The organism is Paenibacillus algorifonticola (assembly GCF_050481745.1).
In the GTDB taxonomy this organism is placed as follows: Bacteria; Bacillota; Bacilli; order Paenibacillales; family Paenibacillaceae; genus Pristimantibacillus; species Pristimantibacillus algorifonticola_A.
In genome coordinates, this window is the sequence record NZ_JBCNGR010000030.1 from 72,247 (window position 1) to 90,074 (window position 17,828).

General features: G+C 45.4%; 14 protein-coding genes. 4 read left to right on the top strand and 10 right to left on the bottom strand.

Annotation, left to right across the window (positions count from 1 at the left end; translation table 11 throughout):
- Positions 1-156 precede the first annotated feature (156 nt).
- The 5 genes from ABEW34_RS22235 to ABEW34_RS22255 are packed head-to-tail and all read right to left on the bottom strand — an operon-like array spanning position 157 to position 5,285.
- The gene (locus ABEW34_RS22235) at positions 157-1,041 is read right to left on the bottom strand and encodes an STM4011 family radical SAM protein (RefSeq protein WP_430161479.1); all 885 of its coding nucleotides are present in this window, start codon (positions 1,039-1,041) and stop codon (positions 157-159) included.
- Positions 1,038-2,396: an STM4012 family radical SAM protein gene (locus ABEW34_RS22240; RefSeq protein WP_430161572.1), complete on the bottom strand. Its 1,359-nt coding sequence runs from the start codon at positions 2,394-2,396 to the stop codon at positions 1,038-1,040. Before ABEW34_RS22240 ends, ABEW34_RS22235 begins: the two co-directional genes overlap by 4 nt.
- 26 nt (positions 2,397-2,422) lie before the next feature.
- A complete protein-coding gene (locus tag ABEW34_RS22245; RefSeq protein ID WP_430161480.1) occupies positions 2,423-3,208 on the bottom strand; it encodes an STM4013/SEN3800 family hydrolase in 786 nt (261 codons plus the stop codon).
- A gap of 29 nt (positions 3,209-3,237) precedes the next feature.
- Positions 3,238-4,470 (bottom strand): STM4014 family protein, encoded by a 1,233-nt coding sequence (locus tag ABEW34_RS22250; protein ID WP_430161481.1) that lies wholly within the window; start codon positions 4,468-4,470, stop codon positions 3,238-3,240.
- Positions 4,443-5,285: an STM4015 family protein gene (locus ABEW34_RS22255; protein WP_430161482.1), complete on the bottom strand. Its 843-nt coding sequence runs from the start codon at positions 5,283-5,285 to the stop codon at positions 4,443-4,445. The genes ABEW34_RS22250 and ABEW34_RS22255 overlap by 28 nt, the downstream gene beginning before the upstream one ends.
- 427 nt (positions 5,286-5,712) lie before the next feature.
- Between ABEW34_RS22255 and ABEW34_RS22260 the strand changes: the two genes are divergently transcribed.
- Both ABEW34_RS22260 and ABEW34_RS22265 read left to right on the top strand, forming a co-directional pair.
- Complete coding sequence (locus ABEW34_RS22260) at positions 5,713-6,132, top strand: hypothetical protein (RefSeq protein WP_099518809.1); 420 nt, start codon at positions 5,713-5,715, stop codon at positions 6,130-6,132.
- Positions 6,133-6,180: 48 nt separating this feature from the next.
- A complete protein-coding gene (locus ABEW34_RS22265; protein ID WP_430161483.1) occupies positions 6,181-11,118 on the top strand; it encodes a DUF4132 domain-containing protein in 4,938 nt (1,645 codons plus the stop codon).
- Between the two features lie 105 nt (positions 11,119-11,223).
- Here the strand turns inward: ABEW34_RS22265 and ABEW34_RS22270 are convergent, their stop codons facing one another.
- From ABEW34_RS22270 to ABEW34_RS22280, 3 genes are all read right to left on the bottom strand, one after another.
- A complete protein-coding gene (locus ABEW34_RS22270) occupies positions 11,224-12,537 on the bottom strand; it encodes a DUF5050 domain-containing protein (protein WP_430161484.1) in 1,314 nt (437 codons plus the stop codon).
- A gap of 181 nt (positions 12,538-12,718) precedes the next feature.
- The gene (locus ABEW34_RS22275; RefSeq protein WP_430161485.1) at positions 12,719-13,681 is read right to left on the bottom strand and encodes an alpha/beta hydrolase; all 963 of its coding nucleotides are present in this window, start codon (positions 13,679-13,681) and stop codon (positions 12,719-12,721) included.
- Positions 13,682-13,797: 116 nt separating this feature from the next.
- Positions 13,798-14,724, bottom strand: a complete 927-nt coding sequence (locus tag ABEW34_RS22280; RefSeq protein WP_430161486.1) for a DMT family transporter — start codon at positions 14,722-14,724, stop codon at positions 13,798-13,800.
- A gap of 136 nt (positions 14,725-14,860) precedes the next feature.
- Here ABEW34_RS22280 and ABEW34_RS22285 point away from each other — a divergent pair, with 136 nt between their 5' ends.
- A complete protein-coding gene (locus ABEW34_RS22285) occupies positions 14,861-15,757 on the top strand; it encodes a LysR family transcriptional regulator (protein ID WP_430161487.1) in 897 nt (298 codons plus the stop codon).
- 130 nt (positions 15,758-15,887) lie between these two features.
- Entirely contained in the window at positions 15,888-16,709 is an 822-nt protein-coding gene (locus ABEW34_RS22290) for a PPK2 family polyphosphate kinase (RefSeq protein ID WP_430161488.1), read from the top strand.
- Positions 16,710-16,812: 103 nt separating this feature from the next.
- On the opposite strand, the gene ABEW34_RS22295 is transcribed toward ABEW34_RS22290, so the two are convergent.
- Complete coding sequence (locus ABEW34_RS22295; protein ID WP_430161489.1) at positions 16,813-17,406, bottom strand: hypothetical protein; 594 nt, start codon at positions 17,404-17,406, stop codon at positions 16,813-16,815.
- Positions 17,403-17,810 carry a hypothetical protein gene (locus tag ABEW34_RS22300; protein WP_430161490.1) on the bottom strand — a complete coding sequence of 136 codons (408 nt, stop codon included), beginning with the start codon at positions 17,808-17,810 and terminating at the stop codon, positions 17,403-17,405. Before ABEW34_RS22300 ends, ABEW34_RS22295 begins: the two co-directional genes overlap by 4 nt.
- Between the last annotated feature and the right edge of the window lie 18 nt (positions 17,811-17,828).

A 17,828-nucleotide genomic window follows, 5' to 3' on the forward strand; every position in this document is an offset into this window, starting at 1 on the left:
CAGACGAAATGCAGGCAGGTTAGAAAGCTAACAAATAGTACGATATAAATAAACAGTCTGAGTTTGGGCGTGTTTTTTAGTATCATACTATTTACAATTCGACAGAAATAGACAAGTTCCTTTTCAGGCAAAGTCTAGGGGAAACAGAAACCTGTTTTAAGAAGTGATTACTTTTTCTTTTTGCTGAAAATGTGACGGAATTCGTTCTAGCAGACTGTCTGCATAGATGCTTCCAAGCTCCAGCTTTGGTATATGGATATAGCCGATATAGCATCCGCATTTCTTCATGCCGCATGGCCGTTCTGCGGATAAGCCTTCCAGTCCATCTCGATAGAGCTGACCAATGATACGCCGATCTTTGTAGCAATGTTTGACGACACCGCTTCCTTGAACATAAAATACCGAGGAGCCAGCGGAGCAGCGTTGCCCGAAGCTATCATAATCTCTCGTATTCCATAGAAAATAAGGATCAATGGCTTCAAGCCGTACAATTTCCGCCTCTGTGTAATAATTGGGCTTATCTTTAAAAGCATTCACCCAAACATATACATCCTCTGGCAGGCTGCTCCGAAGCTCTTCAATTTGCTCGAAGGCGCTTCGCAGCCCTACCGTTCCAACGCTAAAATTAAGCCCTTGTTGGTACAATTGCATGCACTGTGACCGCATCTGGCTGAGCGTCGTCTGACCAGGGTGGTAGGTAACCCAAAAAGCAGCTTTCTCCGGGTTAAGCCGACTTGTCCAATCCAACTTCGTAGAGAGATTTGTCTGAACAGCTACTTTGGAAATATGAGACATATGTGACAGCTCAATCATAGCCTCGCGATACCAGCGATGGATCAGGGCTTCGCCATAGGGGTTGAAAAAAACAGACAATTCATGGCCAGCGCTACCTTGCTCCCGAACCCAATCCATAAACGTATGCAATTGCTCCTCGTCCTTGCGAAGCGTAGCAGCACTGTCTTTATTTTTGCTAAATGGGCAATAGGGACAGTCATAGTTGCAGGAAGAAAGCGATCCCCGATAATACAGCACGGCCTTCATGACAGCATGTACCCTTCCATCAGTTCTCTAATATCACCAGAAATAAATTCATCACCGATTGCATCGGAATAAGCCATGCCAAGCTCCGTTAATCGAATGGTTTGCCCGGCGTCCATTATTTGTGCAAAGCCGAGTTGAATCAGCTCTGCCAGCTCGGAGTGATCGGCAAGCGCTTCGCTACCAAAACGTTCTGAATAGCTTGCAAGTAACAAGCCTTCGGCGTGCAGCAGCGCTTTTAAAACAAACCTCCGCTTCTGTTCAGCGACATTTAGTATAAATCCGTAATTCGCGAATTTAAAATTTTCTGTGGCAACATAATCGGCAATGATGCTTCTTGTAGCCGCTGCGCTTACGCCATAACGGGAAGCATAGTGTACTTCACGCGTATAAGAGCGCGCACCGCAGCCCAGCCCTGCCATACCTTCCTCCTGACAGCTAAACGGTAAAATGTTTTTGTGCGTAAACGTTATTTCCTTAGCGAATCGCCGCATGGAAAATTGCTTATACCCTGCCGCCTTAAGGCGTTCGCATGCAATATGATAGAGTTCCAGCCGTGCATCGGTGCCTTGGCGCTGAATTTGGTCTGGCTTCAAAATGGTATGCTCTCGCGTATACAGCGGGTAAATGAAAATTTCCCCCGGAGAGAAGCTAATTGCTTTCTCTAGCGAATAAATCCATGAATCGGCCGTTTGGCCTGGCAAACCATAAATCAGATCAATGTTCAGCAATGGAAAATCAAAAGCCTGCAGCATCGTAATAGCTTGTTCAGCAAGCTTAGGCTTCTGTGGGCGATAAATCGCCGAGGCCTCTTCATCGATAAAGCTTTGCACACCAATACTAACCCGGTCAGTTCGGCGGTCTTTTAAAATTTGCAGCCGCTCTTCACTTACTGTATCAGGAGAGGTTTCCACGGAAATAGAAGCCTGCGAGGTATCCAGCCCCATAATATCTTCAGCAATTGTGAACAGCCGATTTAGCTGAGTAGCTTCAAGCAGCGTAGGCGTGCCGCCGCCAATGGCGAAGCGGGAAAAAGGCTTTCCTGTAATAATAGGAGCCCACTGCAAAGCTTGGCGTTCAAGTGCATCTACATATTGCTCATGCACATGGGTACGGCGATCAGGCAGTGTAAACAAATTGCAGAATCCGCAGCGCACGCCGCAGAAAGGGATATGCATATATAAGAAATAATAATCAGCCGCTTCGTGCTTCCAGAGCTCATCAAGAGGCAACGCCGGCGTTATTGGTCGATAAGCAGTCTTATGCGGATAAGAATAAAGATAGGAGCGGTAAGGGGAGGCGAACCAGCGCTTGCCCCATTCCGGCAAATCTGCTGGTCTTGTTAGTGATGTTGGCATAGACATCCGGCATCTCTCCTCTTTCATTATAAAATAAATTCACGGTACGGGACGTTCCATACAACCTCATGTGCCAGTCGATGTCCGTCGTATCCGTCTTCGCCATAGGCGGTTCCATGATCGGAGAAGGCAAGGCAAAGGGTTTTGCCGCGGCTTCGCAGCGCATCGAACAAGATGCCAAGCTGGCTGTCTACGTATCTGAGTGCTGCACGCTGTGACTCAATGGAGTCTTTTCGTGATCCGCCAGGGAGAAAATAATGATTTGGCCCATGAATTGCTGAGATGTTTAGGAACAGAAACAATCTTTCATGGGGATCAGCCTTTTCCAGCAGCTTTAGAGCATGATTAACTTGATGTTCAGTAGAACGAGGGTTGGTAACCCCAAAAGTCATACGCCAGTAGCTTTCTTGGAAATATCCGGGTAGTACTTTTGCCAGCTTATTTTTCTTAGTGAAAAAAATGACGCCTCCAATACATATCGTTCGGTAGCCTGCTTCGGCAAGGCCGCTTACAAGATCAGGTGCGTCAAACTGCCACGTATGGGAATGTGTTTTTAAACCAGTATTTTTGGTATGGAATAATCGCACATGCGATGCTTTATCTGTATTGGCGGGTGTAGGGAGAAAGCCGCCAAAAAAGGCGTGATGTGCAGCATATGTGAAGCTGCCAGGCGTATGCCGTTTCTCCCATGGTCCATCTGCGCATAAGTTGCGGCAGTTGGATTCTTCGAGCTTGGCTACATCATAACGCAGCGTATCGAGCGTAATCATGACAATATCATGGGAGCCCACGATCTGGTTCATATCTATCATCCTGAGCATCCTCTCTACTTAAGCTTTTACTACTTTAAATTAGACATTTGCCATTCGTAAGTATTCATTCCCTTATGCTCGGCATGATAAAGTAAATCACCGAAGGGATTAACATCGCATATGTAGACCCGGCCCCGTTTTTTTTGTACAAGGACATCTATTCCCGCGACTGACGAACCAGTGAAAGCGGCAAGTGCAGATACTGCGGTAGCTTCAACCTGTTCTTTCAATTCAGTTGGCAGCGTGCCATCTGTTATTAAAAGCCTCTCATTGCGCAAATGCAAATTAGTAATTGGCGTGCGGCTTAGCCTTGCCATGGCATGGCAAGGGGAACCATTAACGACAAGCTGCCTAATATCATAGCTGCTGCCTTTGATACTGTCTTTTTCAATCCAACGCTCAATTTGAGCACCCTCACGACATACCCAGTCAATAATTAAGCGAATTGTTGAATGATCGGTGTAACGCCGCAATTTGCCAGAATTGTAGTAAAGCTGTTCGCCGTTATGCTGTTCTACACCAATCGTTGTAATTGCAATTTCTGAGCCGGTTGCAGGATGCCGCTGATAAGCGATAATGCCTGAGGCTGCAGAGCCATAAGCAAGCTTAATGAATAGGCGGTTCATACGGCTTGATTGAACAGCCGCCAGCAGCGATTCATAATCTTGAATAGAGCCAGCAGGAGCCGGCAAAGCAGGTGTAGGAACACCACTTTGTGAAAGCAGCTCCTGGCAGCGGCGCTTGTCGAACATAACGGCAACATCCGCCGGATCGTTGACCCAGCGGATAGGAGAATCACTTTGCTGTGCAGCTTCACGGAGCTCGGCCAGCAAGCGGCAGTAACCACGGTACCATTGCCCTGGAAAAAGGATTCTTCCATATTGTTCGGGAAGCCGCAACGATTCGGCAGCAGTAACGGATAAACCGCTGCTTAAATCTTTCCTGCTGCTTTCGAATTCTGCTCCCCAAGCAATTAAGTCACGCTCCACAAGTGGATTTTCCCCGGGAGCATCCAGCCGGATAATAATAGGCTTGCCCTCAAGGGGCTGTGAGATTGCTGCCATCTGCTGAAACAATTCACCTAAATGAATAGAACGTTTCAGCAAATCGGAATAAGGAAGAACGACAGCGGGGGAAAGCCCAAGCTTGTGTCTGGCAGCTTGTAGGCCAAGCGTACGTTTGTTGCCCGGGTTCCCAATTATCAAATAGGGCTGTGCTGAAGCGGAAGCGGCCATTATTCTGTAATGCAGGGATAGCGCCAATCATCCTCATCAGCATCTTGTTCATCGCTAAGATCAACAGAAAGACCGGTAGCTTTCCAGCGCTCAATCATTTTTTCGCTCATATAGTGGTAATTAAGATCTAAATGTTTAAGCTTCTTTATCCGCTCGCTCGTTATGAGAGCTTCTGCGCCTACGTCGGTTAGTGTACCGTAAGACAAATCAAGCGTGTCCAATTGGTCAACAATTGATGAGTCAGCGATCGCAATGGCTATCTCATCCTGAATCTCACTATTTTTCAAACCCAAATAGGTGAGCTTAGGAAATAGCTCTGGTTTTGCGACTGCCAAAACCTCTTGCAGCGATGCATCAAACCCATAATTATCTACACCGAGATAAAGCTCGAGTCTGCGAAGCTCGGGAAGCTGGGAGCCAGCAATTTCTTTAATTACACTTTTCGGCAATCCGCCGCAAATAATTTTCAGTTCCTGAAGTGCTGCATGCTGCAGGGGCTCAAAGCTTAAATTGGTGCTTCCTTTAACCGTCAGGGAACGAAGATTAGGATAGGCCTCAAGCAGTGGAGCAATGTTTGTCTGATTAATCCAGGATACTTCGCATTCCTCCGATTCCATATCTCCAAGAAACACGCTGCTCAGCCCTGTGAAAATATGTTTGTGTTTAATTAGTGATTCGATGGCATCTTCAGGGCCGTTCTCATAGGCTTGTCCCCAATCACCGATTGTAAGAACGGAAATATTAGCTGCGTTCGGTTTTTCAGTGAGCTGTTCAATAAGCTGGGAAATGCGAACACCATTTTCATATTCATCGTAATCAACGGATAAGCGAATCTCAATCATTCATAATCCCTCCAAAAGTTTCCATGTCAAGTTTAAAAATAACATGCTCTGCTCAGCAGCGTCAATCCAGCTGCTTTCCTGATAATCCAAATAATCAAATGCAGAAGGAAGACGCTGGAATTTCATTGACTAAGAACGTATGTTCCTGTAATATGGATTATAGAACCTTTGTTCCCATTTGGCAAGCCGTAAATATAAAAGGGCATTTAAACATACATGATGACGAAATATTAAAAGTTTATGCATCGAGTTTTATAACTGCGATAGGTGTAAATAGTCTATGTCACGTATTTTTGAGTGTAATTGGTCCTAGCTGTTTAGAGAAAATTTCATTATTTCCTCCTAACGGCATGAAGGGCGTCCTTTCCTTATTATGGTACTATTATGGTAGTCAGGGGACATTATAAGTATCCGGAGGTAGTCAGCCATGATTGTGTACATAACGGTAAAGAGCCTTGGTAAGAAGAAAAGCTATTTAGATCGTCTCGAGTGGACATTTGCAAATAAACCGGATACGTTGAAAGCGCTAATTACGGACCTGATTACTGTAAATGTTCAGAAATTCAATCAGAAGGAGACGGACGTTCCGCTTGTGCCATATTTGACGCAAAGTGATGTGGAGCTGCAAGCCGAGACGGGAAAAGTCGGTTTTGGCTCTATATATAATGAGCAAAGGGCGAGCCTAGATGAAGCGCTTTGCACCGCATTGCTGGCGTTTGAAGATGGACTATACAAGGTATTTATTAATGGCGATGAAATCGAACAAATGGATAGTCCTTTACATATACAGGATGGAGACGATCTCGCATTGATTCGATTTACAATGTTGGCAGGTAGAATGTGGTAGCCAAATTGATTCATATTTCATTTTAGATATACAGGAGGCTGTTACAATATGGAGTTGGAAGCGGGTAAGGAATATTTTAAAGAGATGCTGGATAAAGCGGGTACCTTATATAAGGATGAATCTTATCGCAAGCTTGCCGTTCTAGTAATTGAATCTGCTAAAAATAGATATATGGACAGCGACATGAAGAAAGAATTGAAGCAGCTGTTGATGCAAATAGCAGCAGATGGAAATAGCAGTTGGTTTGAGCCACTCGTTATTATTATGGACAAGCTGTTTGATGACCCTTATGCAGCCGTATTCCGTTATATTGTTAACTATTGCGTGGAGTATCCGCACAGCAATGGTTATTTGCGTCGTCCATTCCGCACGTCAAATTTAGAAATACATACAGAAAGAGTGATGGAGAAATGCATCTCCCTCTTTTATATGCAGGCGGCGAAATTCAATGTAAAAGATTATTTAACAAAAGTGGAGCATTCTTCTCTTTCGAATTACAACCACCTTATGCTTGCCGCAGCAGATATGATTGCCTATGAGATTGACAGAGGCAACGAAGAAACATTTGAAGATTTAAGAGAAATTATATATGGGGACAATAACACCGCACTGCTTTCCCGTTCTATGATTTCCGGTTTATTTTTGAGTCACAGTAAGCGGGCTTATCATATGATAGGCGAGCTTCTTGTTGCTGCCCGTCTGCAAGAAGGCCTCAGACAAAGTATTGTTGAGCAAATGGACTCGGGTACGATTGAGGCTATGATATTTATGCTGAAAATTGTCGAGGACAATAATTTAATTCGCTTTAGTTCAGTTGTTCGTGCGCTGGACGTGTGGACAGGCCTGAATTTGGAGGCTGCTAATGCGCGTGTAGCGAAGCAATGCCTAAGCTATGCCACCCAGTCTCTTAGTAATAAGGCACTATGTGAGCAGTGGCTGCAGAGCAGCAACGTAAATGAAGTATTTATGGCTTTGTGGGCGACAGCTGTTCATGAGGAAGATGATTTGAAAGACAAGATCGCGTATTTAATGGCAAGTCAAGAAACGTACCGTAAAGTGGTTGCCCAGTATGTTCTTGCACAGAGCACCAATACAGCGATGCGTTTTGCCATTGCTAGAAATTGGCTTGATGAGACAGATTTTGAACTGCAGTATTGGCTTCTTGATAATTATGCCTATGGATACAGCTATGAATGGCATATGGATCGAGATAATACGTTGACCTATACAAGTACGCCCTTGCTTGAAGAGAAATCGGAGCGACAAAGTCATTTCCTGAAATTTTCCACGATGCTGTCCGGGATGAATGAAAAGGAAATTATGAGAAACTCCTGTGTATTTGATTGGAGAAGTTATACGCTACGTGCCGATGATATAGTAAGTAAAATGCTTTATCTTATTGCTTACGATATGGACAATGAAATGATTGCTGAAATGATAGCCATTAAAGATACATTGAGCCCTAGCATGCGGGGCGAGCTGTTAAAGTATTTCCTTCCCGATCTGAAAAATAAAGCACAGCGAGGCTTTTTGTTTGCAAGCCTTTCAGATAAAAGTACAAGCAATCGTGAAATCGCGATTAGTAAAGCTGCCAAGCTTCAACTTAATGAGGAGGAGCTGTCCTCCATATCCGCGCTTCTAAAGCTTAAGAAGGGAGCGCTTCGCCAAGGTGCCATTGAGCTCCTTCTTAATCAGCCAGCGTCCAGTCTTAAGGCTGTAACAAAGGAACTGCTGCAAAGTAGGGTGGAGCTGCAGCGTTTGGCTGCGTTGGAATTGCTGACTGAGATGAAGGAAGATGAGCAGCACGCAAAGCTGTTTGCGGAGCTACAGGATCAGGTAGAAGTCCTTACTGAGCCAACGGACAAGGAACGGCTATTACTAGCGAAGCTGAAACAAGAGACCACCTATTCTTTAGCAAATGGTTTTGGCTTGTACAACCTTCCGGAGAAAGTGGATCGGCTTTTGCAAATAGAACCAATGCCGTTGTCAGCCTTGGAAGAAGTTAAGCAATATTTTACTTTGCCGGTGGACAAAATGCAGCGTTTTCTGGAAGGGTTATCTGAGCTTGTGCACGAGTATCGGGAGCATGAGTATGAAATTCAAGATTATTATGAGGCTAAACAGTCTGTACTACTCGGGACAAGGCTGTCCACCACTAGCTGGCGCTATGATCCCGAGGATCCAACACCCGTATTGGAACGATATCCCCTTGCTGAAATATGGAGAAGTTATTTGGATTCGAGCGGCTTTGGCCCGCTTGAGCTAATGCAGCTGGAGTTTTATCGTCAGGCCAATTTCCTGCATCGCTGCTGCACGGGAGAATTGAACAGCTGGGAAATGTACAGGTCCAACGTTAAGGCGATAGAGAACTGGGGCAAGGAACTGATTGAAGCCATTTATCCAATGAATAAGGTGGCGGAAATGCAAGCGATTTATAAGCAATTGAATTATGAGAATCAGGTCAATGAAATTATTGGCGCTTATATTTCAGATAGTGATAAGCTGGAGCGTTTTGACAAGGCGAATCATGCGCTGCGTATAATAATTAGCTGCTTTCCGTATGACAAAGAGGATGAAAATCAAGGCATTTTAAATGCATTGACGAGTTTCTGGCGAAGCTGGCAAAAGTCTGAATGGCATAGCGATAATGCATTCAAAACGTATTTTGAAGTTTATTATTGGTTATTTGCCCTTCAGGACTACAATGGCTATTTGCTTGGACTTAATGATTTTGCAAGGGCGTACAGCTTGGAAATACTGACCGAACATGAACTTATTCGATTATTAATGTCCAGACCAAGAAGCGATAACTATATTAGGGAAATGACTAGCCCGAAAAATCATGATTTAGACTCTTATCCAGCAATCGAAGTTATTAAAGATCGGATTATCGAGCGGATTTTGGAAATTGAACTTAACCGCGGTGATCTTCCAACAGACGTCACCAAGCTCGCAACAAGCATTTCGCATATTCAGGGGACTTCTTATTTCCTTCGTATTTTGACAGGGCTGGATAAAGAATCATTCGTCCGGGGCTACATTTATAGCTATGGCAAAGATACGACGAAGAAAGAATCGTTCAGCCAAATGCTTAAAGTATGCCACCCCGCTGCGGGGGAAAACGAGGAGACGTTGAAAGAGCTGCTTAAAGGAAGCAAAATAAGCGAGGTCAGGCTGCTTGAAGCAGCGATGTATGCACCGCAATGGGTTGAAATTATCGCAAAATATTTGGGCTGGGATGGTCTGCGAAGTGCAGCCTGGTATTTCCATGCTCATATTAATGAGACGTTCTCAGGGGAGAAAGAAACGATTGTAGCACATTATTCTCCAATTTTGCCGGAGGACTTCAACGATGGCGCCTTCGATGTGAACTGGTTCCATTCGGCCTATAAAGAACTGGGAGAGACACGGTTTGACCAACTCTATCAGTCTGCAAAATACATTTCGGCTGGTTCCAATCACAGACGCTCTCAATTATTTGCCGATGCGGTTCTGGGCAAGCTTAAGCTTGCAGATTTGAAAAAATCAGTAGCAGATAAGCGCAATAAAGATCATTTGCTGTGCTATAGCCTAGTTCCATTGGAGCAGGACAAGCAGCGTGATGTACTGGAGCGTTATGAATTTATTCAGCAATTTCTTAAAGAAAGCAAAACATTCGGAGCCCAGCGCCGGGCTACAGAGTCAAAAACAAGCTCTATTGCATTGGATAATTTAGCCCGAAATGCAGGGTACACAGATGTTGTTCGATTAACCTGGGATATGGAAGGGCGGAAAATCGACGAGCTTCTGCATTACTTTGATCCTGTTGCTTTAGACGAGGATGTGACGGTACAGCTTATTATTGATGAAGAAGGAAAAGCAGAAATCCGTTTGCTCCGCAAAGACAAGGAGCTTAAGTCGGTTCCAACCGCTTTTAAAAAGCATGAATACATGGAGACGTTAAAACAAATTAAATCGGAGCTTTCCGATCAATACAAGCGGGCTCGCAAGGAGCTTGAACGCTCCATGGAAACAGGAAGCCTCTTCACTAAGGAAGAGATTAACAAGCTCGCGAAAAATCCGGTTATTGCGCCTTTAATTAGAACATTGGTATTTGGTGCCAATGGGAAGCTCGGTTATTTTGAAAATGGGGCGTTGCTGGGAGCAGATGAGGGGTCATATGAGGTTGGCGAAGGCGAGGAGCTGTTTATTGCCCATCCTCTGCATTTGCTCAATAGCGGACAGTGGAGTTTGTACCAGAAGGATATGTTTGAAAGGCAGTTGAAGCAGCCGTTCAAACAAGTATTCCGGGAGCTATATATACCGAATGCTGATGAACTGGCTAGTGGTGCGATATCCCGCAGATATGACGGACACCAGGTACAGCCTCGTAAAACCGTTAGCTTGCTGAAAAGTCGTTTATGGACGGTAAGCTATGAGGAGGGGCTGCAGAAGGTTTATTACAAGGAAAATATCATTGCGAGCATTTATGCGCTTGCTGATTGGTTCTCGCCATCGGATGTCGAATGCCCGACGATCGAGACCGTCCGTTTCTTTGACCGCCATACGTATAAACCGATTGATATTGAAAATGTGCCGCCGCTCGTCTTCTCTGAAGTGATGCGTGATGTGGATTTGGTTGTCAGTGTGGCGCATGTAGGCGGAGTAGATCCTGAGGCCAGTCTGACAACGATTGAAATTCGCCAAGCTATTGTTCGTGAATCGTTACGCTTGCTAAAAATTGACAATGTAAGATTGGAAGGCAATCATGCTTTGATTGCAGGACAATTAGGTGAATACAGCGTTCATCTGGGCAGCGGTATCGTATATAAACAGGCTTCTGGTGCAGTTGCCATTATTCCGGTTCATTCTCAGCATCGCGGCAAGCTGTTTCTGCCGTTTATAGATGAAGATCCAAAGACAGCAGAGATTTTATCCAAAATTGTTCTGCTTGCACAAGATACAAAAATTAAAGATCCGCAAATTCTTGAGCAGATTAAACGGTGAAAAAAACAGTCATTTTATATAGGAAAAAGAGGAGCAGATTTTAAAATTCTGCTCCTCTTTTTTTTAAAAAAATGATTTTACTTATTAGGATTAAAAAATAGCAGCTTATTGTTTAGCGACAAGCAAAACGCGGCTGATCGATTGCTCGCTAAGCTTGGATGCCGTTTTGCCATTGCTGCTCAGTTGGAACAACTGCCCGTAGCCAGTATCCTTGGAGTCGTCATTGATGTAGTAAATGCCATCAACGTCTTCACTAAGCTGCATATAGTCCCAGTTCAATCCAGGTATTTTTTGAACCGACAAATCCGAGTTCAGCAAATAGCTGGCATTGTCACCAAAAAAGATTGTAGAAGCGATTTTGCCGCCTGACATAATGTTGTATACGGAATGAAGCTTGGAAATGTTAAGATTTTTTTTGCTGGTCACTTTATTGTTTTTTATCGTGGCAACATAACCTTTGTCCGCTGAATCAATAAAAGCTACTTTGTCAGTGCCTACATTTGCAATATCATAGACGCCTGTGCTGTGCAGGGAGAAGGTTTTACCGCTAGTGTTCAAGAGGTAGCCTTTACCGGTGTTATAGTTGAAATGCCCTTCGGAATCAAGGCGAATGCCTTTGTTGAAGAGGTAGTACGTATTTGTTGCCCAAATACCGGAATATGCAGCATTTGCATCAATTGGAGCATTTAAGTTAAGGGCTTTGGCTGCGCCGCCTTTTTTAGGAACACTATAAAGCACGATGCAGTCAAGCGAATACATTTGTTCTTCCGGCTTGGTATTGACAATAATATTGACGGAATTAGAAGTTGCTTGGATATGGTGGTCCTGCTCAATTGCACCCGCTGCAATGTATTGCACTTGCCCTGCGCCTGTAACCGCTTTGGAGGCTACCCATGTGGAACGACCATTACGCACGGTATTGTAATAGATTTTTCCATCAATGATTTTGAATTCTTCAAAGTCTGTATCAGCTTTATCAGCGATTTGTTTTGCTTCTGATACAGCAGCATTAGCAGAAACAGAATAGATTTTCCCAGCGCTTGTCATGTAGTAAAGCGTTCCATTCACAATGGAATAGTGCAGCACATCGTTATAAAATACTTCATCTTCGGTTGCTGTGCCGTCGATCGGCAGGCGCAGCAGCGTTGTTGATCCGCTGTAAGACAAATAATACAAATAGTTGCCACCGCGATTCAGTGCAGTACCGGGAACGTCAAAATCCTCCATTATGAGAGCGGCACCAGTGCCATCTGTTTTAATACGGAACAGGTCTTGGTCGGATGTGTAATAAACATAACCGCTGGCGTTTGCTGCTGCCTCGGCTGTCGGTGCTGTTACTGTGCCAAAGCTAGTAAACAGCAGGGTGAGAATAAAAAGCATGCAAACATTCTTTTTGGTAAAAAGGTGAAGCTTATTCATTACTTAATCTTCCTTTCTAGTACTGTGGAATAGTATTTGCTGTAAACAACTCTCTTTTAGTGAAAAAAAGGAAGCTGCTTGAATACTTATCGGCTTATAGGACGAAAAACATTATACTAATAATATAATTATTTATACAAATTTTATTGAATAAACATGGGAGAAGCTAGCGCGAGTTATTTTATTTGACGCTTGTTGTGGCAAGTTTAGTGAGAAACTGCAGGACAGCAGCACTTAATTGTTCAAGTCCTGGCTGTTCAATCGGAAAATGTCCGGCTCCTTCCAGCAACACCAGCTTTTTTGGACAAGCCAATCTATTATAGAAGCTTTCGCTAAAAGCATAAGGGGTCATGGGATCAGCTTCTGGGTGAACCAGCAGCACAGGACAAGAAGTAAAGTTTTCTGGCTGCACTTCCGGTGTCATGTTCAGAAAAGTTCTTAGCAATTTAAGAGGCACACGGGTTGCTGCTGCACGGGGATCCTCCATAATAAGCTGAGCTAATTCAGGATGGTTGGCTATTAGATTCATGCGCGATACTTTGGAAACAGGCAGCCGAAATGAATCTAGTAAAATTGGGAATGCATCCATTAGCCATTTGCCATATACCGCTACATATTTATTAGGGGCAAGCTGGAGGCGCATAGCAGCGTCACTAGTATCTACGAAGGTTGTAGCAATTAAGCCTTGCACATACGGACTGCGTGCAGCAACATGATAGGCGAGCATGCCGCCAATGCTGGCACCGAGCAGGACGATAGGTTTGCCATCACGTTTATACTCGCTTTCCACTAAATCAACTAAAAGCTGAATCCATTCTTCATAACGGATCGATTTGGAGGGAGGGCTTAATTGGCTAAGCCCATAGGGAGGAAGGTCCGGTGCAAGCATTTCATAGCCGTACTTTTGCAGCATTTTACCATAAGGGGCGAATAAACGGCCATTGCCTCCAGCGCCATGCACGAGTACAATTTTGAGCGGACTTTCGGGTGCGGGCAAACGATCTAAGTGAATCTCACCATTATTCCATTGCCACCATTCTTCAGTAGGCAGGTTGTTTTCCTTTAGCTGTATTTCTGCAGGGAAAAATCGTTGATAGCTCTCCCAGTAGCTGCTGTTATTATTATAATTCCTTTGATTGTTCATCCTTGATCGCTCCTATTCTGCTATCTATTATGAATGGTTGAATTCATAAATAGCAATGCAGGATTATAGGACGAAACGGCTAATTTTCGTAATCCGATCCCCTTTTTCTAGAGGATCTACTGCAGTACCTCTTTCTTCTTAGCTCTACCCGGAGCTTTAACCGGGGCCTTAACGGGTAACGGAGCGCCACCACGGCACTTCCATTTTATTTCAGAGGCGACGACAGCAAGCAGCACAAGCGCTGCTCCGACATAGCCCTGCGGCGGCAAAATTTCATGGGCAAACCTAAAGCCTACGGCTGCCGCAAACACAGGCTCCAGGGCAAAAATAAGCCCCGTTCGTGTTGGTGTCGTGTATTTTTGGGCAATGGGCTGAATAATGAAGCCAAAGGCGCTGCATAAAAGGCTTAGCGCAAGCACAGCGCCCCAGCTGGCGGGAGTTTGCGGCAAAGTCGGGGTCTCGAACAACAGCATGCCAATTAAGCCAAAACTACCCGCAAAGCCTAGCTGTAAAATGCCCAGATTCAGCGTATTTGAAGCTCTCGCCGCCGAGTTCGTTAATATAATATAAAGGGCATAAAAAGCAGCTGACAGCATGCAAAGAATATCGCCGCCTCCAATGCTGAATGGCAGTTTTAGCGTCAGCAGCGCGATGCCGGTAAGGGCAAGCACAACACTGAGCCGCACGGATGGAGCAAGCTTCTGCTTGAACATTAGAACCGACAGCAGCGGAACGAAGATGACGGTCATGCTTACGAGGAAGCCAGCATTAGACGTCGTAGTCGTCTTAAGTCCGATCATGATGCAGGCAAAAACAGCGAATAGCAGGAAGCCGAGCACGGCACTATATTTGATCGTGCGCCAATCTGTCTTGCGCAGCGATTTCCAGAAGAGAAGAGACGTCAGCAGGAAGGCGAGTCCGAAGCGCAGAGCAATTAAATTAAATGCAGCAATGGATTCAAGCCCTATTTTCATAAATAAATAAGAACAGCCCCAAAATACGGTTGCGAGCACGATGAGTAATTCGGCGTTTCTAGGTTTCATGAGATATATCTTCTCCGACTTTAATTGAGTAGGCTTAAGGGCCGAAAACTAGTATACTGGGGTTTGACATATAAGTATAACGGGGAATTCTTGTTTTAAACATGAGAAATGCTCATGTAAATAGAGGAGACACAGGATGAGCATTAATAAATATGAAATATTCGTACAGGTTGCGCGGCTTGGCAGTTTAACGAAGGCGGCGGAAACGCTCGGCTTTACCCAATCGGGCATTAGCCACGCGATCAACAGCTTGGAGAGTGAAATTGGCTTTAGGCTGCTGCAGCGCAGCCGCGCGGGCATTCAATTAACAGCGGAAGGCGAGCGGCTGCTGCAACCTATGCGCGAGGTGCTGCAAGCAAATGTCCGATTACAAGAAGAGATCGCTGCAATCAGGGGGCTGGAGGCTGGTACGATTCGTATCGGCACGTTCACAAGCGTATCCGTCCACTGGCTGCCGCGGATGATGAAAGCTTTCCTGAACGATTATCCGCAAATTGAATTTAAGCTGATGGAGGGAGATTATCAGGAGGTTGAGGAATGGCTGGAGGAGGGGCAAATCGACTGCGGTTTCTTCTCCTTGCCCACGAGCGACAAGCTGGAGGTGTTTCCGTTAAAAGAGGATCGGATGCTGTGCATTTTGCCCCAGGATCATCCACTTTGCGGAGCCGCTTTTTTCCCGCTTGCGCGGCTTGCGGAGGAACCCTTCATTATTCCTAAAGCGGGCTCGGATCATGACGTTCGGCGTGTGCTTAAGAAGGCGGCGATTACGCCAAACGTCAGATTTGAGGCGGGTGATGATGCGGCTATTATTGCCATGGTTGAACAGGGACTGGGCATTAGCGTATTGCCCGAGCTCGTAATTGAAGGGCGCAAGCATCATGTCCACGTCATGGAGCTGGAAGAACCAAGCTTTCGGTCGCTTGGCATCGCCGTCCATTCTATGAAGTTCTGCTCGCCTGCTACGAGGCGATTCCTTGCCCATGTACAATCATGGCTGGAAAAGCAGCAGCTATCGCAGGTCAATAGTACATAACTAAAGTATGGAATCTATTATAGCTATGAAGTCTATCAAAAATGCAATTACAGGGTAAGATATTGGATAGGAGCAAGATTGATAAGATTGGCACAAAGTGGAATACTGGTACATAAGGAGCGTGAATCAGATGGCAAAAAACCATGAGCAGACGGCGAATAAAAAGGTTGTTTTGAGCAGCATCAGTCCAAAGGATAAAGGTTCCTTTAGCCATAAGGAAGAGGTGGAGGAGGAAGCACTAAAGCTCAAGGAGGAATTGGAGCAGCTTCAGGAGAAGCTCGCAGCTGCCAAGGAGCAGGCGGTGCTGTTCGTCATTCAAGGGATGGATTGCAGCGGGAAGGATGGCGTAACGAAGCATGTGTTTGCCGGGCTGAATCCGCAGGGCGTGTCCGCTCACAGCTTCAAGGCGCCGACGGATGTGGAGAAGCGGCATGATTTTATTTGGCGAGCGCACAATAACGCACCCGAGCTGGGGCAAATCGCGATTTTTAACCGTTCCTATTATGAGGATGTTCTGATTACAAGGGTGCATGGTGCAGTGTCTGATCAGGAGGCAAAGCGGCGCTTTAAGCATATTAACCATTTTGAGTCGCTGCTTGCGGATAGCGGGGTTAAGGTTGTCAAAATCTTTTTGCACATTTCCAAGGAGTTTCAGCTGGAGAAGCTGAAAAGCCGAATCGAGGATTCTTCGAAAAATTGGAAATTTGACCCGTCGGACCTCCAGGAGCGGAAATACTGGGAGCAATATCAAGGCTATTACGAGCAGCTGTTTGAAAAATGCAGCAAGCATGCACCTTGGCATATCGTGCCTTCCGACCATCGCTGGTACCGCAATTATGCCGTGCTGCGCATTGCTGTGGACGCCTTGAGAAGCATGGAGCTCCAGGACCCGCCAGCGAATCCGGAGCTGAAAGCTTTTTTGAAGGAAATCAAGGAGCAGGAGCGACCATAACGAATGCGTTCCTAATGAATTACGAAACGAAAATAACCGGTCATGCATCGCAAATCACATCGCGGTACATGGCCGGTTATTTTTTAGTAAGCCGAATCAATCCCTAGCTAAAGAAAAAATCCAAATATTGCTGTCCGTGCTCGCGTCCTATAATCCCCGGGGCAAGCTCCATTGCACGTTCAATAAACTCGCTCTTTACTTCGGAATCCTCGTCTGTAGCATCGAGCTCGAATTCCTCTTCCTCGATCTTCATCAAAGCAGTGGTCATGGCGAAAAAGTCGGCCAGCGAGGCAGCGATTTGCGAATGCCGCTTCTGAATGCTGCCATATACCGGCCCTTGCGGATCGGTCGAATCAACGATAAGCGCATCTCCATTGTAATCGGCGAAGACGATCCAGCCATCCGGCCATTTCGGATCAGGAGCGAGCCCTGAAGCCGTCATTATCCAGCGCCAGCCCTGCTGCGCCCGTTCCAGCTCCGGCAAACGGAAAAATTGCACGGCCAGAACACCGCCAATCATCGGATGCTCCTTTAACTCTATACAGCTATAAAAGGTGTGCAGCGCTTCTCCAAGTGGGAGCGGCTCCTGAACAGGCAGCGGCTCATGATAATAAACCTCGCCAAGGTCAATGTCATGCCTCCCAAATACAGAAGCGAATTGTTGTAATTGTGTCATTAATGTACGGTTTACGCTCATGTAGCGTTCCTCCTCGTCGTCCATTTTTCCAAAATATCAATTAAATCCAGCCTTAATAAATCCACGCGGTAGTTTAGTTTTTTCTTGCGCAGCTTCTCTTCAAGCAGGTCCACAATAATGAGCATATCCGCTTTAAACAACTGCTGCTGCTCATGTATTGGCAACTCGCCTTCCGCTCTCGTAAAATGCCTCGTCACTTCCAGTGTGAGCTCGCCCTTGCGTGAAGCCAGCCTGCTTCCCTCCGTGGCAAAAATAGTAATCAGAGGCATCTGGCTATCTCTTATTATGCCATACAATACCGTGAATTTCCTGTATAGCGAATGAACGTAAAAACCTTCGATAGCCGCAGCAGCTTCAGCGGAATCGAAGGTTTCTCTAACTCTAGCATAATAGCGTTGTTTCATTCTGGTCTCTCACAGTAT

Bases quoted from the DNA above. Each gene is read 5' to 3' on its own strand.
- ABEW34_RS22235 (WP_430161479.1), bottom strand. From the start codon at position 1,041: ATGAAGGCCGTGCTGTATTATCGGGGATCGCTTTCTTCCTGCAACTAT.
- ABEW34_RS22240 (WP_430161572.1), bottom strand. From the start codon at position 2,396: ATGCCAACATCACTAACAAGACCAGCAGATTTGCCGGAATGGGGCAAG.
- ABEW34_RS22245 (WP_430161480.1), bottom strand. From the start codon at position 3,208: ATGATAGATATGAACCAGATCGTGGGCTCCCATGATATTGTCATGATT.
- ABEW34_RS22255 (WP_430161482.1), bottom strand. From the start codon at position 5,285: ATGATTGAGATTCGCTTATCCGTTGATTACGATGAATATGAAAATGGT.
- ABEW34_RS22260 (WP_099518809.1), top strand. From the start codon at position 5,713: ATGATTGTGTACATAACGGTAAAGAGCCTTGGTAAGAAGAAAAGCTAT.
- ABEW34_RS22265 (WP_430161483.1), top strand. From the start codon at position 6,181: ATGGAGTTGGAAGCGGGTAAGGAATATTTTAAAGAGATGCTGGATAAA.
- ABEW34_RS22270 (WP_430161484.1), bottom strand. From the start codon at position 12,537: ATGAATAAGCTTCACCTTTTTACCAAAAAGAATGTTTGCATGCTTTTT.
- ABEW34_RS22275 (WP_430161485.1), bottom strand. From the start codon at position 13,681: ATGAACAATCAAAGGAATTATAATAATAACAGCAGCTACTGGGAGAGC.
- ABEW34_RS22280 (WP_430161486.1), bottom strand. From the start codon at position 14,724: ATGAAACCTAGAAACGCCGAATTACTCATCGTGCTCGCAACCGTATTT.
- ABEW34_RS22285 (WP_430161487.1), top strand. From the start codon at position 14,861: ATGAGCATTAATAAATATGAAATATTCGTACAGGTTGCGCGGCTTGGC.
- ABEW34_RS22290 (WP_430161488.1), top strand. From the start codon at position 15,888: ATGGCAAAAAACCATGAGCAGACGGCGAATAAAAAGGTTGTTTTGAGC.
- ABEW34_RS22295 (WP_430161489.1), bottom strand. From the start codon at position 17,406: ATGAGCGTAAACCGTACATTAATGACACAATTACAACAATTCGCTTCT.
- ABEW34_RS22300 (WP_430161490.1), bottom strand. From the start codon at position 17,810: ATGAAACAACGCTATTATGCTAGAGTTAGAGAAACCTTCGATTCCGCT.